The sequence below is a fragment of the Pseudomonas sp. VMV1 genome, assembly GCF_056790235.1.
Map to the genome: position 1 here is coordinate 608,444 of NZ_JBXGSE010000001.1, position 16,542 is coordinate 624,985.

General features: G+C 63.4%; 16 protein-coding genes and 3 tRNA genes. 15 read left to right on the forward strand and 4 right to left on the reverse strand.

The window, feature by feature from the left end; all coding sequences use genetic code 11:
- Positions 1-161: 161 nt before the first annotated feature.
- The 14 genes from alaS to ACUCV0_RS02865 all read left to right on the forward strand — a co-directional run bounded on the left by alaS (position 162) and on the right by ACUCV0_RS02865 (position 12,493).
- Positions 162-2,786, forward strand: coding sequence for an alanine--tRNA ligase (gene alaS / locus ACUCV0_RS02800; RefSeq protein ID WP_482211953.1), 2,625 nt, complete (start codon positions 162-164; stop codon positions 2,784-2,786).
- A 226-nt stretch (positions 2,787-3,012) separates the two neighbouring features.
- Positions 3,013-4,248, forward strand: a complete 1,236-nt coding sequence (locus tag ACUCV0_RS02805; RefSeq protein ID WP_059314292.1) for an aspartate kinase — start codon at positions 3,013-3,015, stop codon at positions 4,246-4,248.
- 157 nt (positions 4,249-4,405) lie between these two features.
- Positions 4,406-4,591, forward strand: coding sequence for a carbon storage regulator CsrA (csrA, locus tag ACUCV0_RS02810; RefSeq protein WP_007159101.1), 186 nt, complete (start codon positions 4,406-4,408; stop codon positions 4,589-4,591).
- Positions 4,592-4,652: 61 nt separating this feature from the next.
- Positions 4,653-4,743: transfer RNA gene (locus ACUCV0_RS02815), tRNA-Ser, on the forward strand.
- Between the two features lie 106 nt (positions 4,744-4,849).
- Positions 4,850-4,926 (forward strand) — tRNA-Arg (locus tag ACUCV0_RS02820).
- A gap of 60 nt (positions 4,927-4,986) precedes the next feature.
- Positions 4,987-5,063: transfer RNA gene (locus ACUCV0_RS02825), tRNA-Arg, on the forward strand.
- A 143-nt stretch (positions 5,064-5,206) separates the two neighbouring features.
- Positions 5,207-5,647, forward strand: coding sequence for an acyl-CoA thioesterase (locus tag ACUCV0_RS02830; protein WP_068385500.1), 441 nt, complete (start codon positions 5,207-5,209; stop codon positions 5,645-5,647).
- A gap of 2 nt (positions 5,648-5,649) precedes the next feature.
- The gene (locus ACUCV0_RS02835; RefSeq protein WP_482211954.1) at positions 5,650-6,648 is read left to right on the forward strand and encodes a tRNA dihydrouridine synthase; all 999 of its coding nucleotides are present in this window, start codon (positions 5,650-5,652) and stop codon (positions 6,646-6,648) included.
- Positions 6,649-6,800: 152 nt separating this feature from the next.
- Positions 6,801-8,804: an FUSC family protein gene (locus tag ACUCV0_RS02840; RefSeq protein WP_482211955.1), complete on the forward strand. Its 2,004-nt coding sequence runs from the start codon at positions 6,801-6,803 to the stop codon at positions 8,802-8,804.
- Entirely contained in the window at positions 8,791-8,994 is a 204-nt protein-coding gene (locus tag ACUCV0_RS02845) for a DUF1656 domain-containing protein (RefSeq protein ID WP_482211956.1), read from the forward strand. The genes ACUCV0_RS02840 and ACUCV0_RS02845 overlap by 14 nt, the downstream gene beginning before the upstream one ends.
- Before the next feature lie 27 nt (positions 8,995-9,021).
- Positions 9,022-9,924 carry an efflux RND transporter periplasmic adaptor subunit gene (locus tag ACUCV0_RS02850; protein ID WP_482211957.1) on the forward strand — a complete coding sequence of 301 codons (903 nt, stop codon included), beginning with the start codon at positions 9,022-9,024 and terminating at the stop codon, positions 9,922-9,924.
- A gap of 240 nt (positions 9,925-10,164) precedes the next feature.
- Positions 10,165-10,476, forward strand: a complete 312-nt coding sequence (locus ACUCV0_RS02855) for a DUF485 domain-containing protein (RefSeq protein ID WP_059314298.1) — start codon at positions 10,165-10,167, stop codon at positions 10,474-10,476.
- On the forward strand, positions 10,473-12,128 hold the full coding sequence (locus ACUCV0_RS02860) for a cation acetate symporter (RefSeq protein ID WP_271654397.1): 1,656 nt from the start codon (positions 10,473-10,475) through the stop codon (positions 12,126-12,128). Before ACUCV0_RS02855 ends, ACUCV0_RS02860 begins: the two co-directional genes overlap by 4 nt.
- A 206-nt stretch (positions 12,129-12,334) precedes the next feature.
- Positions 12,335-12,493, forward strand: a complete 159-nt coding sequence (locus tag ACUCV0_RS02865) for a DUF3309 family protein (RefSeq protein WP_007159093.1) — start codon at positions 12,335-12,337, stop codon at positions 12,491-12,493.
- A 159-nt stretch (positions 12,494-12,652) separates the two neighbouring features.
- Here ACUCV0_RS02865 and dacB read toward each other — a convergent pair whose 3' ends face one another.
- The 4 genes from dacB to ACUCV0_RS02885 form a co-directional block, all read right to left on the reverse strand.
- Positions 12,653-14,113, reverse strand: a complete 1,461-nt coding sequence (gene dacB / locus ACUCV0_RS02870; protein ID WP_271654398.1) for a D-alanyl-D-alanine carboxypeptidase/D-alanyl-D-alanine endopeptidase — start codon at positions 14,111-14,113, stop codon at positions 12,653-12,655.
- Positions 14,114-14,281: 168 nt separating this feature from the next.
- Positions 14,282-14,431: a hypothetical protein gene (locus ACUCV0_RS02875; protein ID WP_017639713.1), complete on the reverse strand. Its 150-nt coding sequence runs from the start codon at positions 14,429-14,431 to the stop codon at positions 14,282-14,284.
- Positions 14,432-14,457: 26 nt separating this feature from the next.
- On the reverse strand, positions 14,458-15,114 hold the full coding sequence (locus ACUCV0_RS02880; protein WP_482211958.1) for a hypothetical protein: 657 nt from the start codon (positions 15,112-15,114) through the stop codon (positions 14,458-14,460).
- A gap of 105 nt (positions 15,115-15,219) precedes the next feature.
- Entirely contained in the window at positions 15,220-15,429 is a 210-nt protein-coding gene (locus ACUCV0_RS02885) for a cold-shock protein (RefSeq protein ID WP_007159089.1), read from the reverse strand.
- 843 nt (positions 15,430-16,272) lie between these two features.
- Between ACUCV0_RS02885 and ACUCV0_RS02890 the strand changes: the two genes are divergently transcribed.
- Positions 16,273-16,542: a hypothetical protein gene (locus ACUCV0_RS02890; protein WP_237140581.1), complete on the forward strand. Its 270-nt coding sequence runs from the start codon at positions 16,273-16,275 to the stop codon at positions 16,540-16,542.

Genomic DNA, 16,542 nt, shown 5'->3' on the forward strand with positions numbered 1-16,542 from the left:
GCAACCGGGGCGACACCGGGGCGCAGGCGTCGATATACTCCCAGGCATGCGTGTCCGTTTTCCGCACGTGCCGCGTCTGCGGCGCCCGCTCCGTTCGTCTCGTCTGCGATCCAGTCGGATGCCCGTCACGCGCGTCGAAAAGCCCATTGTCTGGAATGAATATGAAAAGCGCCGAAATCCGTGAAGCCTTCCTCCGCTTCTTCGAAGAGAAGGGGCACACCCGGGTCGCCTCCAGTTCGCTGATCCCCGCGAACGATCCGACCCTGCTGTTCACCAACGCCGGGATGAACCAGTTCAAGGACTGCTTCCTCGGCATGGAAAAGCGCAGCTACACCCGCGCCGCCACCAGCCAGAAGTGCGTGCGCGCGGGCGGCAAGCACAACGACCTGGAGAACGTCGGCTACACGGCGCGTCACCACACCTTCTTCGAGATGCTGGGCAACTTCAGCTTCGGCGACTACTTCAAGCGCGACGCCATCACCTTCGCCTGGGAATTCCTCACCTCGCCGCAGTGGCTGGGTCTGCCCCGGGAAAAGCTCTGGGTCACGGTCTACGCCACCGATGACGAGGCCTACGACATCTGGACCAAGGAAGTCGGGGTGCCGGCGGCGCAGATGGTGCGCATCGGCGACAACAAGGGCGCGCCCTATGCCTCGGATAACTTCTGGACCATGGGCGACACCGGTCCCTGCGGTCCCTGCACCGAGATCTTCTTCGACCATGGCCCCGAGATCTGGGGCGGCCCGCCCGGTTCGCCGGAAGAAGACGGTGATCGCTACATCGAGATCTGGAACAACGTCTTCATGCAGTTCAATCGCACCGCCGACGGCGTCCTGCATCCGCTACCGGCGCCCAGCGTCGACACCGGCATGGGCCTGGAGCGAGTGAGCGCCGTGCTGCAGCACGTGCATTCGAACTACGAGATCGACCTGTTCCAGAATCTGCTGGCGGCTTCGGCCGAGGCCATCGGCTGCGCCAACGACGAGGCTCCGTCGCTCAAGGTGGTGGCTGACCACATCCGCTCCTGCAGCTTCCTCATCGCCGACGGCGTGCTGCCGTCCAATGAAGGCCGCGGCTACGTGCTGCGTCGCATCATTCGCCGCGCCTGCCGCCACGGCAACAAGCTGGGCGCCAAGGGCACCTTCTTCCACAAGATCGTCGCCGCCCTGGTGGCCGAGATGGGGCAGGCCTATCCCGAACTGGTCCAGCAGCAGGCGCACATCGAGCGCGTGCTGCGCACCGAGGAAGAACAGTTCGCCAAGACCCTGGAGCAGGGCCTGAAGATCCTCGAGCAGGATCTGGCGCAGCTTCAAGGCGACACCATCCCCGGCGACGTGGTGTTCAAGCTCTATGACACCTACGGCTTCCCGGTCGACCTGACCAACGACATCGCCCGCGAGCGCAACCTGAACCTCGACGAGGCCGGCTTCGAACGCGAGATGGAGGCCCAGCGCGAGCGGGCTCGTTCCGCCAGCGCCTTTGGCGTGGACTACAACAGCCTGGTCAAGGTCGAGGGCGAAACCCGCTTCCTGGGCTACGACACCACCAGCGCCTCGGGCACCATCGTCGCCCTCTACCGTGCCGGTCAGCCGGTCGATAGCCTGGCCGAAGGCGAGGAGGGCGTGGTCATCCTCGACCAGACGCCGTTCTACGGTGAATCCGGTGGCCAGGTCGGTGATACCGGTACCCTGGAAAGCGCCGGCGTCGGCTTTGCCGTACGCGACACCACCAAGACCCAGGGTGCCTTCCTGCACCATGGCGTGGTGACCAAGGGTAGCCTCAACGTCGGCACCGCGCTCATGGCCCAGGTCGACGCCAGCCGCCGCCAGGGCATCGCCCTGAACCACTCCGGTACCCACCTGCTGCACGCCGCGCTGCGCCAGGTGCTGGGCGATCACGTCCACCAGAAGGGCTCCCTGGTCAACGACCAGCGCCTGAGATTCGACTTCAGCCACTTCGAGGCCATCAAGCCCGAGGAGCTCAAGCGCATCGAGACCATCGTCAACGAAGAGATCCGCAAGAACAGCGCTGTGACCACCGAGGTCATGGCCATCGACGAGGCCAAGGCCCGCGGCGCCATGGCGCTGTTCGGCGAAAAATATGGCGATGTGGTGCGCGTGGTCGGCATGGGCGGTGAATTCTCCGTCGAGCTGTGTGGTGGTACCCACGTCGCCCAGACCGGCGACATCGGCCTGCTCAAGCTGGTCAGCGAAGGCGGCGTGGCCTCCGGCGTGCGCCGCGTGGAAGCCATCACCGGCACCGCGGCCCTGGCCTATCTCAACGGCGCCGAGGAACAGCTGCGCGAAGCCGCCAGCCTGCTCAAGGGCAGCCGCGACAATGTGCTGGACAAGCTGGCCGCGCTGGTCGAGCGCAATCGCCAGCTGGAGAAGGAAATCGAGCAGCTCAAGGCCAAGGCCGCCAGTGCTTCGGCCGGCGACCTGGTAGACCAGGCGCAGGACGTCAAGGGCGCCAAGGTCCTGACCGCACGCCTGGATGGCCTCGACGGCAAGGCGCTGCTGGCGCTGGTCGATCAGCTCAAGAACAAGCTGGGCAGCGGCATGATCCTGCTGGGCGGCGAAGCCGACGGCAAGGTGGTGCTGGTGGCCGGCGTCACCGCTGACCTGACCGCCAAGCTCAAGGCTGGCGAGCTGATGAAGCGCGCCGCGGCCGTGGTCGGGGGCAAGGGTGGTGGTCGTCCGGACATGGCCCAGGGCGGCGGCACCGATGCCAGCCAGCTCGAAGCGGCCCTGGCCTGTGCCGGTCAGTACGCCGAGGAAAGCCTATAGGAGCCATAATCTCGCGAGCTAGAGCCAAACAAGGCGGAAGTGCTTGAGGAAGCGGATCGGACTCGCGTTCGAGTTTACGAATGGTAAATGAGCATTCCGAAAGCAATTCCAACGCCGTTTGGCCGGCGCGCAGCAGATTATGAACGGGCTCGGGTCGCCGGGGAGGGCGGCCCGCTTCCTCCCTCAACAACATGAATCAGATTTTTCTGCGGACGGGCAGCAAGCAATGGCATTGATCGTACAGAAATTCGGCGGTACCTCGGTGGGTACGGTGGAGCGTATCGAGCAGGTCGCCGACAAGGTGAAACGCTTCCACGAAGCAGGTGACCAGATCGTCGTGGTGGTGTCGGCCATGAGCGGCGAGACCAACCGTTTGATCGGCCTCGCCAAGCAGATCATGGAGCAACCCGATCCGCGCGAGCTGGATGTCATGGTTTCCACGGGTGAGCAGGTCACCATCGGTCTGCTGACCATGGCGCTGCTCAAGCGCGGCGTCCAGGCGGTCTCCTACACGGGCAGCCAGGTGCGCATCCTTACCGACAGCGCGCACACCAAGGCACGTATCCAGCAGATCGACGATGCCCGCATCCGCGCCGACCTCAAGGCACGCAAGGTCGTGGTCGTAGCCGGCTTCCAGGGCGTCGACGAGCAGGGCAACATCACCACCCTGGGCCGTGGTGGCTCCGACACCACGGGCGTGGCCCTGGCGGCCGCGCTGAAGGCCGACGAATGCCAGATCTACACCGACGTCGACGGCGTCTACACCACCGATCCGCGCGTGGTGCCCCAGGCCCAGCGGCTGGACAAGATCACCTTCGAGGAAATGCTGGAAATGGCCAGCCTCGGCTCCAAGGTGCTGCAGATCCGCTCGGTGGAATTCGCCGGCAAATACAACGTGCCGCTGCGCGTGTTGCACAGCTTTCAGGAGGGTCCGGGCACCCTCATTACCCTTGATGAAGAGGAATCCATGGAACAGCCGATCATCTCCGGCATCGCCTTCAACCGTGACGAAGCCAAGCTGACCATTCGCGGTGTGCCGGATACCCCCGGAGTGGCCTTCAAGATCCTCGGCCCGATCAGCGCGGCCAACATCGAAGTCGACATGATCGTGCAGAACGTCGCGCACGATAACACCACCGACTTCACCTTCACCGTGCACCGCAACGACTACCAGGCGGCCCTGGAGATCCTCAAGCGCACCGGTGTCGAGATCGGTGCCCGTGAGTCCGTGGGCGACATCAAGATCGCCAAGGTCTCCATCGTCGGCGTCGGCATGAGATCCCATGCCGGGGTAGCCAGCCAGATGTTCGAAGCCCTGGCCAAGGAGAGCATCAACATCCAGATGATCTCCACCTCCGAGATCAAGGTCTCGGTGGTCATCGAGGAGAAATACCTGGAGCTGGCCGTCCGCGCGCTGCACACCGCTTTCGAACTCGACGCCCCCGCACGCGGCGTGGAGTGACCCTGCAAGCGAGGTCCCTGCCACAGGGGCCTCATCTATCGCCCCGGTCTGCGGAACTTTACTTGCATGGACAGAGGTCAATAGCGACTAGAAGGTCCATTCAGGGATCGTTTCGGCTTTTACGTGCAGACTGGGTTAAACGCTCAAGGAGAATGGAATGCTTATTTTGACTCGTCGGGTTGGTGAGACCCTGATGGTGGGTGACGAAGTCACTGTGACGGTGCTGGGGGTCAAGGGCAACCAGGTCCGTATCGGCGTCAATGCACCCAAGGAAGTCGCGGTTCATCGCGAGGAAATCTACCAGCGCATCCAGAAGGAAAAGGACCAAGAACCAAACCACTGATTTTTTTTGAATTTTTCTCTTTGCAAACGGGCAAACCTTCGATATAGTTTCGCCCCGTTGCGGTGAGGTGGCCGAGTGGCCGAAGGCGCTCCCCTGCTAAGGGAGTACACCTCAAAAGGGTGTCGAGGGTTCGAATCCCTCCCTCACCGCCATTTGCTTCAAACTGGCTCCGCTGTACTGGCCAAATGGTAAGTACCTGATAAACAAGCAAATTTGCTTGACACGTCAGAAACGGAAGCTAGAATACGCAGCTTCAACGCACTCGTAGCTCAGCTGGATAGAGTACTCGGCTACGAACCGAGCGGTCGGAGGTTCGAATCCTCCCGAGTGCGCCAAATCGACGAAGCCTCTGGCTTCAGCAGTACCAGCGGTGTTCTGGCTAAACTCACCGAAACGCACTCGTAGCTCAGCTGGATAGAGTACTCGGCTACGAACCGAGCGGTCGGAGGTTCGAATCCTCCCGAGTGCGCCAAACATGAAGAAGGGCCTGCAGCGATGCAGGCCCTTTTTTATTGCCTGCGGATTCATGCGAATATCCGCGGCCATCCATCACGCCGCGGCTGCCACCGGCCCGGTCAGTGTTTTTTCGGATATCGCCCGCGAGAGGGTCGCATCATGCAGTGGGACCGACCGACTCCCCATCTCCTGCCGCTGCGCATCGGTGCCGAGCACATCGATGGCCTGGGCCATGCCAACAATGCCGTCTACGTGAGCTGGCTCGAACAGTGTGCCTGGCAGCACTCGGCTGCACTGGGCCTGGATCTCGCCACCTTCCAGCGCCTGGACCGTGCCATGGCCGTGGTGCGCCACGAGATCGACTACCTCAGCAGTGGTTACCAGGACGACGAACTGATGCTGGGCACCTGGCTGGTGGACTGGGATCGCCGCCTGCGCATGACCCGCCAGTTTCAGCTGCAGCGCCCGGCGGATGGCGTGACCCTGTTGCGCGCCCGGACGACCTTCGTCTGCATCGAGCTGTCCTCCGGCAAGCCCAAGCGCATGCCGCCCGAGTTCCTGGCCGGCTATGGCCAGGCGCTGCCCAACGAGGACGTCTGAGCATGGAGATCGCCCTGGCGCCCATGGAGGGCCTCGTCGACGACATCCTGCGCGAATTGCTGACCGAGGTCGGCGGGCTCGACTGGTGCGTGAGCGAATTCATTCGCGTCTGTGATCGCCTGCTGCCGGCAGCGGCCTTCGCCAAGCTGGCTCCGGAGCTGGGGCAGGGCGCGCGGACACCTTCGGGTACCCCCATGCGGGTGCAACTGCTGGGCTCGGATCCAGCCTGCCTGGCCGACAATGCAGCCTTCGCCTGCACCCTGGGCGCACCGGTGATCGACCTCAATTTCGGCTGCCCGGCCAAGACCGTGAACAAGTCCCGTGGCGGCGCGGTGCTGCTCAAGGAGCCGGAGCTGCTGAACCGGATCGTCGAGAGCGTCCGCCAGGCCGTTCCGGCGGCCATTCCGGTCACCGCCAAGATGCGTCTGGGCTACGACAGCCCGAACAGTGCCCTGGCCTGTGCCGAGGCCCTGGCAGCCGGTGGCGCGTCGCAACTGGTGGTCCATGCGCGGACCAAGGTGGAAGGCTATCGCCCGCCCGCACATTGGGAATGGGTGGCACGGGTGGCCGATCGAGTCGCCGTGCCGGTACTGGCCAATGGCGAGATCTGGACCCTGGACGATTACTGGCGCTGCCGCAGCGTCAGCGGGCAGGCGTCGGTGATGCTGGGCCGAGGCCTGGTCTCCCGGCCCGATCTGGCGCTGCAGATCGCCGCGTCCGTGCGCGGTGAAGAGGCCACCCCCCAGAGTTGGGCGGAGATCCTGCCCCTGGTGCAGCGCTTCTGGTTGATGGCGCAACGCAAGCTGGCGCCACGCTATGCGCCCGGACGACTCAAGCAGTGGCTGGGCATGCTGACGCGCAGCTACCCCGAGGCCGCAGCGCTGTTCGCCCAGGTGCGCCGCGAATCCGATTGCACGCTTATCGACGGCTTGCTGGGCATGGCTGGGCAAAACCCGGCCAGTCTTGATCTCGATCAAGAACGCCTGCTGCAACCTGTATAGGCTGCAAGGGGTGGTGACGACGGAGCGTCGTCACTCGAGCACGCAAGGCACTTCAGGCGACCTAGGGTCGCCTTTTTTTCGTCTGGGCACTGACCGGAACTTCGCCTGGGCCGTGCGGCCTATGCTGGATCCCCTGCAATCCAAGAGTCACCGTGCGCCTACCCTGGACGGTCTTTCTCGCACCTTCGCCCGCGGCGCTGGTCTTCGCCGGCAAGACCCTGTTCGCCGCCGCCCTGGCGCTCTGGCTGGCCTTTCGCTTCAGCCTCGAACAACCGGTCTGGGCCTGCATGACGGTGATGATCGTCTCCCAGCCGCTGTCGGGTATGGTGTTGGCCAAGGGACTGTTCCGCCTGCTGGGTACCATGGCGGGTACCTGCATGGCGGTGGTGCTCATGGCCTTCTTCGCCCAGACGCCCTGGCTGTTCCTGCTGGCCCTGGCGGGCTGGATGGCGCTGTGCACGGCGGCCTCGACCCTGTTGCGCAACCACTTCTCCTATGGCTTCGTGCTGGCCGGCTATACGGTCGCCATCATCGGTCTGCCCGCCATCGCCCATCCGCTGACGGTGTTCGATCAGGCGGTAGCCCGCTGTACCGAGATCTGCCTGGGTATCGTGGTGGCCTCGGCGGTGAGCGCCCTGATCTTGCCACAGCGCGTGGAGCAGAATCTGGCCGCCCAGGCGCGGCGTACCTGGGAGCAGGGCGTGGCCGCCGCGCGGGCGGAGCTCGCCGAGGCCCAGGATGCCACCCAGGGCCTGCTAGCCATGCTCGGCCAGGTGGTAGCGGTGGATGCCCAGCGCGACCATGCGTGGTTCGAAGGGCAGCGTGGTCGGCAGCGCGCCAGGGCATTACGTCTGCTTTCACGGGATCTGCTCAGCCTGTTGCGCACCGCCCGCGGCGCCATGCGCCAGTGGCGGGGCCTGGGGGAGGCCCAGCGCGCCGTCCTGCAGCCCTGGCGCGACGAAATGCTCGTGGCCCTGGCCGACCCCCAGGCTGAGGTGCTGGAGGCCCTCCTGCAGCGTCTGAGGGCGGCAGCTGGTACCACCACATCGCTGGACAACGACCAGCGCTACCTGCTCGCCCGCTTTGCCATCCTGCTGGACAAGATCCAGCAGGCCGGTCGCGCCCTGGATAGCGTCCATACCGCGCAGCTCAGTGCCGTGGCACCCTCGGCCCTGGCCCGCCATCGCGACCTGCAGACGGCGCTGCTCTATGGCCTGCGCAGTGCCTGTGCGCTGCTGGGCGTCGGGGTGTTCTGGCTGGCCAGTGCCTGGCCGTCGGCACCCGGTGCCATGCTCATGGCCGGTGTCATCTGCAGCCTGTTCGCCAACCGCGACAATGCCGCCACCATAGGGCTCGGTTTCCTGCGCGGCATTCTCTATGCGGCGCCGGTCGCCATCCTCATCAGCCAGGTGTTGCTGCCGCAGATCACCGGCTATCCGCTCTTATGCCTGGTATTGGGCGTGCCACTGTTCTTCGCCGCCCTGGGCATGGCCGGTCCGCCCAGCGTGGTGGGGACGGCAACGGCCTTCGCCATCCACCTGCTGGTGCTGGTGTCGCCGAGCAACCAGGGCCACGTGGAGATGGGCGTCTTGCTCAACCAGCTGCAGAGCCTCTTGATCGGCGTGGGCTTCGCCGTGCTGGTGTTCCGCCTGATCAGCCTGCGTACGCCGCGACGGACAAGCCGCCGCATCCTCGAAGCCACCACCTACGATCTGCAGCGACTGGCCTCGGTGCCCCTGGCCAATGCCGAGACCTGGTTCGGCGGGCGCATGGCGGATCGCCTGCTACTCCTGGCGCGACATATCGAGCAGTTGTCGGCGAGCGAGCGCGGGCGCTGGGAGCAGGGCTTGCTGGCACTGGACCTGGGCAACGAATTGCTGCATCTGCGGGCCTGTCTGGCAGGTGCGCAGGGCAACGTCGCTCAGGCGCGGGACGTCTTTCTGGCGCGCTTTACCGAGCAGTTGGCCGTAGGCTTCGGCAATCTGCAGCCCGGTGCCCTGGATACGGCAGCGGATCGCCTGCGCCAGACGCTGGAGCAGGCCCCTGACGACGAGCCGCATCGACTGGCGCGCGGCGCCATCGGGCAGCTTCAGCAGACCTGGCGCAGCTGTTGTCTGAAGGCGATAGCGGAGGAGGGCACGGATGAATCTGCATGAATGGGCCATTGGCGGGGTCTACCTGGGCCCACTGTTCGTCTATGGCGTCCTGGCGCTGCTGCTGACGGCCCTGTCGATGTGGCTGCTGCAGCGCAGCCGGCTCGGGCGCCAGCTGTGGCACAGCGCCCTGTTCAGCTGCGCGCTGTTCGTGCTCTGGCTGGCCGGCATCGTCGCTGTCCTGGCCACCTGAGCCTAACAACAAGAGGATCGACCCTTGATGCACAAGACCCTGCGTGTGGCGATCACCCTAATCGTGGTGCTGCTGGCGATACTGGCTGGTACCTGGCTCTGGCACTTCTATCTCTATACGCCCTGGACCCGTGATGCACGGGTGCGTGCCGACGTAGTGGTGGTGGCACCCGACGTATCCGGCTGGGTAACCCGCCTGGCAGTGGTCGACAACCAGCTGGTCAAGCGAGGGGACCTGCTCATGCAGATCGACCAGCAGCGCTACCAGGCCAATCTCGACCACGCCAAGGCGGTGGCAGATACGCGCCAGCAACAGCTGCGCTTGCGTGAAAGCGAGGCCGCCCGCCGGCAGCGGTTGGGTACGAGCGCCATCAGTGCCGAAGACCGCGAGACCGCCCAGGTCAATGTGGCCGTCGCCCGCAGCCAGTACCAGGAAGCCCTGAGTGACGTGAACCTTGCGCAGATCAACCTGGATCGCAGTCGCGTCCTGGCGCCGCGGGAAGGACGCATCACCAACCTCAGGTTCGCCGAGGGCAACTATGTGCAGACCGGCCAGGCGGTGATGGCGCTGGTGGATACCCGCTCCTTCTATTTGATGGCTTATTTCGAGGAAACCAAGATCCCGCATATCCATCCCGGTGACGGGGTACGGGTAAGGCTGATGAACCAGGCCGCGCCCTTGCAGGGCAAGGTGGCGAGCATCAGCAGCGGCATCACCGATCGCAATGCGGCCAACGATGCCCAGTTGCTGGCCAACGTCGAGCCGACGTTCAACTGGGTACGCCTGGCGCAACGCATTCCGGTGCGCATCGAGCTGCTGAACGTGCCGGCGGATATGCACCTCAGCGCCGGCATGACAGCGAGTGTCTCGGTGCTTGACGGGGAAGGCCACCATCCGCTGCAGGGCTGGCGTCGACTCTGGGATTACTGAGCGCCTTGAATGGGGAGGAAAAGTCGCCGACCGAGGGCCAGGCAAGGCGAGGATTCGCGAGGCAGCGGACCGGGCTCGCGCTCGAGTTTACGAGTGGTAAATGAGCATTCCGGGCGAATTTCCAACGCAGCCTGGCCGAGCGCAGGCCCTTTTCAGTACGACTAAAGTCGTCTGGAAGCCTTACCGGGCGCGCCTAGAGTAGAGCTCGACGCTCCCGTCATGCTGTAAGGAACAACAATAATGAATGACAGCACCTACCGGCGGATTGAAGCCAGTCCGCGTTTCCAAGAACTGGTGCGCAAGCGCGGGCGTTTTGCCTGGACGCTTTCCGCCATCATGCTCGGACTCTATGCCGCCTTCATCCTTTTGATCGCCTTCGCGCCCAAGGTCCTCGGTACCCGTATCCATGCGGAGACCGCCATGACCTGGGGCATTCCCCTGGGCGTCGGTCTGATTCTCTCGGCCTTCGTGCTGACGGGTATCTACGTGCGCCGGGCCAATGGCGAATTCGATCGGCTCAACGCGGAAATCCTCCGGGAGGTGCAGCCATGAGACGTCTACTCCTGGCCAGCGGGCTGCTCGCCCTGTCGCCTTCGCTCTGGGCCGCCGATGCCCTTACGGGCGCCGTCCAGCGCCAGCCGCTGAACATCTCCGCCATCCTGATGTTCGTGGTCTTTGTCGGGGCCACCCTGGGCATTACCTACTGGGCTTCCAAACGCAACCGTTCGGCTGCGGACTACTACGCCGCGGGTGGCCGCATCACCGGTTTCCAGAATGGCCTGGCCATTGCCGGTGACTACATGTCGGCCGCCTCCTTCCTCGGTATTTCCGCGCTGGTGTTCACCTCGGGCTACGACGGCCTGATCTACTCCATCGGCTTCCTGGTGGGCTGGCCGATCATCCTGTTCCTGATCGCCGAGCGCCTGCGCAACCTGGGCAAGTACACCTTCGCCGATGTGGCGTCCTATCGCCTCAAGCAAAAGGACATTCGCACCCTGTCCGCCTGCGGTTCGCTGGTGGTGGTCGCGCTCTACCTGATCGCCCAGATGGTCGGCGCCGGCAAGCTGATCCAGCTGCTGTTCGGTCTGGACTACAGCATCGCCGTGGTGCTGGTGGGCATTCTGATGGTGCTCTATGTGCTCTTTGGCGGCATGCTGGCCACCACCTGGGTGCAGATCATCAAGGCGGTGCTGCTGCTGTCCGGTGCCAGCTTCATGGCCTTCATGGTGATGAAACACGTGGGCTTCGACTTCAATCGGCTGTTCGCCGAAGCCATCGCGGTACACCCGAAAGGCGAGGCGATCATGAGCCCCGGCGGTCTGGTGAAGGATCCGATCTCGGCCTTCTCCCTTGGCCTGGCGCTGATGTTCGGTACTGCCGGCCTACCGCACATCCTGATGCGCTTCTTTACCGTGAGCGACGCCAAGGAAGCCCGCAAGAGCGTGTTCTACGCTACCGGCTTCATCGGCTACTTCTACATCTTGACCTTCATCATCGGCTTTGGCGCCATCCTGCTGGTCAGCACCAACCCGGCCTTCAAGGATGCCGCAGGTGCTCTGCTGGGCGGTAACAACATGGCGGCCGTGCACCTGGCCAACGCCGTGGGTGGCAGCATCTTCCTGGGCTTCATTTCGGCGGTAGCCTTCGCCACCATCCTGGCGGTGGTCGCCGGTCTGACCCTGGCCGGCGCCTCGGCGGTGTCCCATGACCTCTACGCCAGCGTGATCAAGAAGGGCCAGGCCAACGAGAAGGACGAAATCCGCGTCTCCAAGATCACCACCGTGGCCCTGGGCGTCGTCGCCATCGCCCTGGGGATTCTCTTCGAGAAGCAGAACATCGCCTTCATGGTGGGCCTGGCGTTCTCTATCGCTGCCAGCTGCAACTTCCCGGTCCTGCTGCTCTCGATGTACTGGAAGCGCCTGACCACCCGTGGCGCCATGATCGGTGGCTGGCTCGGCCTGATCACGGCGGTGACGCTGATGGTGCTCGGCCCGACCATCTGGGTGACCATCCTCGGTCATGCCAAGCCCATCTACCCCTATGAATACCCGGCACTGTTCTCCATCGCCGTGGCCTTCATCGGTATCTGGTTCTTCTCCATCACCGACAAGTCGGCGGCTGGTGAAGAGGAGCGGGCTCGCTTCTATCCGCAGTTCGTCAGATCCCAGACGGGTCTGGGTTCCAGTGGTGCGGTCTCCCACTAACCACCCATGGCGCTAGAACGAAGCCCGGATCGGCAACGATCCGGGCTTTTTTTCGTGCGACAAATCAGATCTGGCAGGGGTTGCTGCAGGTCGCCTGACAACCTTGGGATTTTCCGCCACCGGCGCAGGTCCATGGAATAGGCCCGTTGCTTCGTATCATCCGATTACGGCGACGGTCGACCCTTGGCCTTCATGGAGAATGGCAGATGACTCTCTCGACCATCCTGGTTCTGGTGCTGCTGGTCCTGCTCATTGGCGGACTTCCAGTGTTTCCGCATTCGCGCAGCTGGGGTTACGGCCCGTCCGGCATCGTGGGTGCCATCCTGGTCGTGCTGCTGGTATTGCTGCTACTGGGCATGATCTAGCAAGGGGTGTCGCGCTGAAAATGCCCTGCAAAGGTGCATCGGACAAAGTCCTTGCCCAAGTCGGTGCAGCGCGGTAACGTCGGTTTTCCGGCCTGCCTTGCCGAGTGCTGTAAACAAAACCGGAGTCCGTGAGAGCGGACTCCGGTTTTGTTTTGGGCGCTAGTTGGCCGCGCCGTCCTGGCGACTGCGCTGATAGAGATCCAGCACGACCTCATCCAGGATGGACGAGGCCCCCCAGGGACGGCTGCTGTTGAGGATGGCGACCACTACCCAGCTGCGGGCGTTGGCATCCCGGACGAAGCCCGCCAGGGCTCGTACGTTGTTCAGGGTGCCGGTCTTCATGTGCGCCTGGCCGGTCAGCGGCGAATTCTTCATGCGCTTGCGCAGGGTGCCGTCCATGCCAGCCAGGGGCAGGGAAGCGATGAATTCCGGCCCATAGGGGCTCTGCCATGCCGCGCGCAGGATTTCGGCCATCTCCCGGGCACTGACCCGCTCGGTCCGTGACAGACCAGAGCCGTTCTCCATGATCAGGTGACTGGCATTGATGCCCTTGCGCGCCAGCCACGAGCGGATGACCCGCAGCGCTGCCTTGCCATCGTCGGCATCCGCCGAGGTGCGGAATTGTGCACCTATGGATAGGAACAGCTGCTGGGCCATGGTGTTGTTGCTGTACTTGTTGATGTCGCGAATGATCTCGACCACATCCGGTGAGAAGGCCCGTGCCAGCACCTCGGCATTGCGCGGCACGCTGCCTTCACGGGTACGGCCCTTGATGCTGCCACCCAGTTCCTGCCAGATGGCCCGGACCGCGCCGGCGGTATAGGCCGGGTGGTCGAGCAGCGACAGATAGCTCTGGGCGTTGCAGCCGTCCGGCAACTGCCCACTGACCACCAGGCTGGTGCTGCCATCGGCCTGAGGCACCGGATTGAAGCGCACTTCGGGCCAGGCCGGGCAACCGCTCTTGCCGGTGGCACGCATCTGGTTGTCGATGTTGACGTTGGTCAGCGGCGGATCCATGGATACGCTGACCCGGCCATCGGCCGAGCGGACCACCATGCGCACCGACTTGAGATTGACCAGCAGCGAGTCCGGCCCGACCAGGAAGGTCTTGTTCTCGTCGTCGCCATCGTCGTTGAAGGCGGGCAGGTTGGGCTTCACGAAGCGACTTCGATCCAGCACCAGGTCACCAGTGACTTCCAGCACGCCATTGGCCCGCAGGTCGCGCATGAGCAGCCAGAGCCGCTCCATGTTCAGCTTGGGATCGCCGCCACCCTTGAGGTAGAGGTTGCCGTTGAGGATGCCGTCCTTGAGGGTGCCGTCGGTATAGAACTCGGTCTTCCATTGATAGGTGGGACCCAGCAGTTCCAGAGCCGCGTAGGTGGTGATCAGCTTCATGGTCGAAGCCGGATTCACCGAAACGTCGGCGTTGTAGTAGTCGTTCTCGCCGGGGCCATCCAGCGGCAGCATGACCAGCGACAGGTCGCTGCCGGGAATCTTGTTGGTCTGCATCGCCTTTTCGATTCGCGGCGGCAGAAAGGAGGTATCGGCACTGACGGGCAGGGAAAAGCCCAGGGCGCAGCAGCTCAGCAGCAGGCCCAGAGATCGGAAGGTCTTTCGCATCGGGACACACACCTTGGCAGGGTACCGGCCTAGTTGAAGAGAAAAGGGGCCGATAGACGTCGGAGTGTGGGCATTATGCAGTAAGGAGGGAGGGGCGAGCCAACCCCAAGGGGCAGGGCGCGGATAAAGAAACGACCGCCGAAGCGGTCGTTTCTGGAAAGGACGGGATCAGTTGTAGCCGGTGGCGTCCTTGGTACGGTCCGGACTGTTTGGCGAAGGCGGATCGCGCCCGTCGTCGGTCTTGGCGTGCTCGGTGCGCAGGGGCTTTTCGTCCTTGGGCAGTTCGCGTTCGTCGGCTTTGCGCTTTTCTTCGGCCATGGGATCCTCGTCTACGTGATTACCTGTCAAGGTGTGACCGGCGCAGGCGTTTCGCCGTTCCCCTGGGGCGAGGAGCGGTCGGCGAACACGCCGGCGGCCTGCAGCTGGCGCAGCGCATCGCTGACCTGGCGAGCGAAGGTTTCTTCGATGGCGGTCCCGGCCTGGTGGCTGGCGGCCAGCGGCAGGAACCAGACTCCCATCCAGGTACGTACCGAACTGGCATTTCGCACTCGCGTGGGTGAGCTGCCGTCGGGCGCAATCCATTCGGCGGTCAGCACATAGTCGTCCTTGGCGGTACCCGGGACGAGAAAGAAGGTAGCACCGGTGATCAGCCCGCTGGCGATGGCGGCGGCGTAGGAGGTGCTGTTGTACAGCTTGAGGCGCAGCAAGGCGTCATCGGGTCTGCCGGGTTCCGGCACCAGGGTGATGCGGTTGAACAGCCTGGAGCCTGCCAGGATCTCGCGCAGCCGGGGCTTCAGGCCTTCGCGGGCGACGGCGATCGACGTCGCGTCCTTGGCGTCCTCGACAGTGCCACGATAGAAATTGAATTCCACCAGCACATTGGGGCGCTGTGGTGGGGCGCTCAGGGGCGCGCGGAATGCCTGGGAAGAGAGTTCGTCACCGGGAAAAGCGGCGCAACCAGCGAGCAGAAGCAGGCAGAGCAGGGCAGCGAGAGTCTTCATGAAACGCACCTCATCCCTAAGCGGCGATAGCGAAAGCTGGCAGGGGCCAACGTCCGCGCAAAAAAAAGCCCAACCGGGGTTGGGCTTTTTCGAGAAGGCGGGTGATTAGATCACCTGCACCTCATCAGCCTGCAGGCCTTTCTGGCCTTGCACGACCAGGAAGGAAACAGCCTGGCCTTCTTGCAGGCTCTTGAAGCCGTTACCCTGGATGGAACGGTAGTGAACGAACACGTCCGGGCCGCTCTGGGGGGTGATGAAGCCGAAGCCTTTCTCGTCGTTGAACCACTTGACGGTGCCAGTTTGGCGAGTAGACATGGATTTCTCCTTGAATAAGATGACGTTGTTGTCCACGAGGACGACAGTTTTGAAACGAGGAGAAACCCATGCCGCGAAAGCTGGCCCTGATGTACTCCAGGTTCTCGACAGGTGAGCCGCTTTGTAGAGACAGCCTCACCTGACAGCGATGGATGGTCTCAGACTGGCTTGCGCAAAACAAGACCTTTGAGCTGCTCGATGTTGACTTTACCGACCATGGTCGAAGCGGCATCTGGCGCGGCGAACTGATGGTGGAAGAGGGCGGCAGGGTGCGACCCTGGGCATGGAACGGGGAGACTGTGCGAAGCGATCCGTGCTGAATCGTTTTCTATGCACAACGTGTTGCGATCTAGTCACTGCGCAGGGCCTCACCTCCGCCTATCGATGAGGCCTGTCCAAAGGTTTGTCAGGTTTTTCAGGGCCCTATGAACATCTAGGTACTCGCCGAGGGGCATCTGCGGAACAGTGCGCAGCTTAGCGGTCGGTACCCCTGGCTGCTGATCGCGGAGCCTCAAACAGCTGACAACGGCGTCCGGATGTAGCGCGCACCTCTGGCTGAGCGAGACGACCGCTCGCTTCAAATGCCATGAAGACGCTGGGTGCCCCCCATCCTGTACCCGGAAGAAGGTCGCCGATCGAGGAGCCGACTCCACTGCGAGCATAGGTTTTTCAGCAAGCCGAAGCAGCCGCTCGGCGTTTGAGGACAGAAGCTCAACGGTGGCACGGGCGGTCTTGGGCCAGTGGTGTCGGAAGGGTGATGAGCTGCTCAATTTTGGTAGTGGCTAGGTGATATTATCTTGTCCGAATCATTACCCCCGGACCGCAACGGTCCAAGGAACTACTGTGAAAAACGGACTCGAAAGCGCAGGACGCGCATTGAGCCAAGGGCTCGCTGGCTACCGTGTCGAGCTGCGCCGCCTGAACCTCAATGAAATATTGGTAGCGGTCTATCATGCCCACCAGTCGATTAAGCTGACTCAGCGAATACTGACCAACGAGCAGGCCAGCAATCCGTTCCTGCTGAATACGGTAGTGGCGGCCATGCGTGTCGAAGCTGATGCTGTGGGTCTCTTCATCGAGATTCCAATCGCCCAGGACTGCCTCACGGCCTGA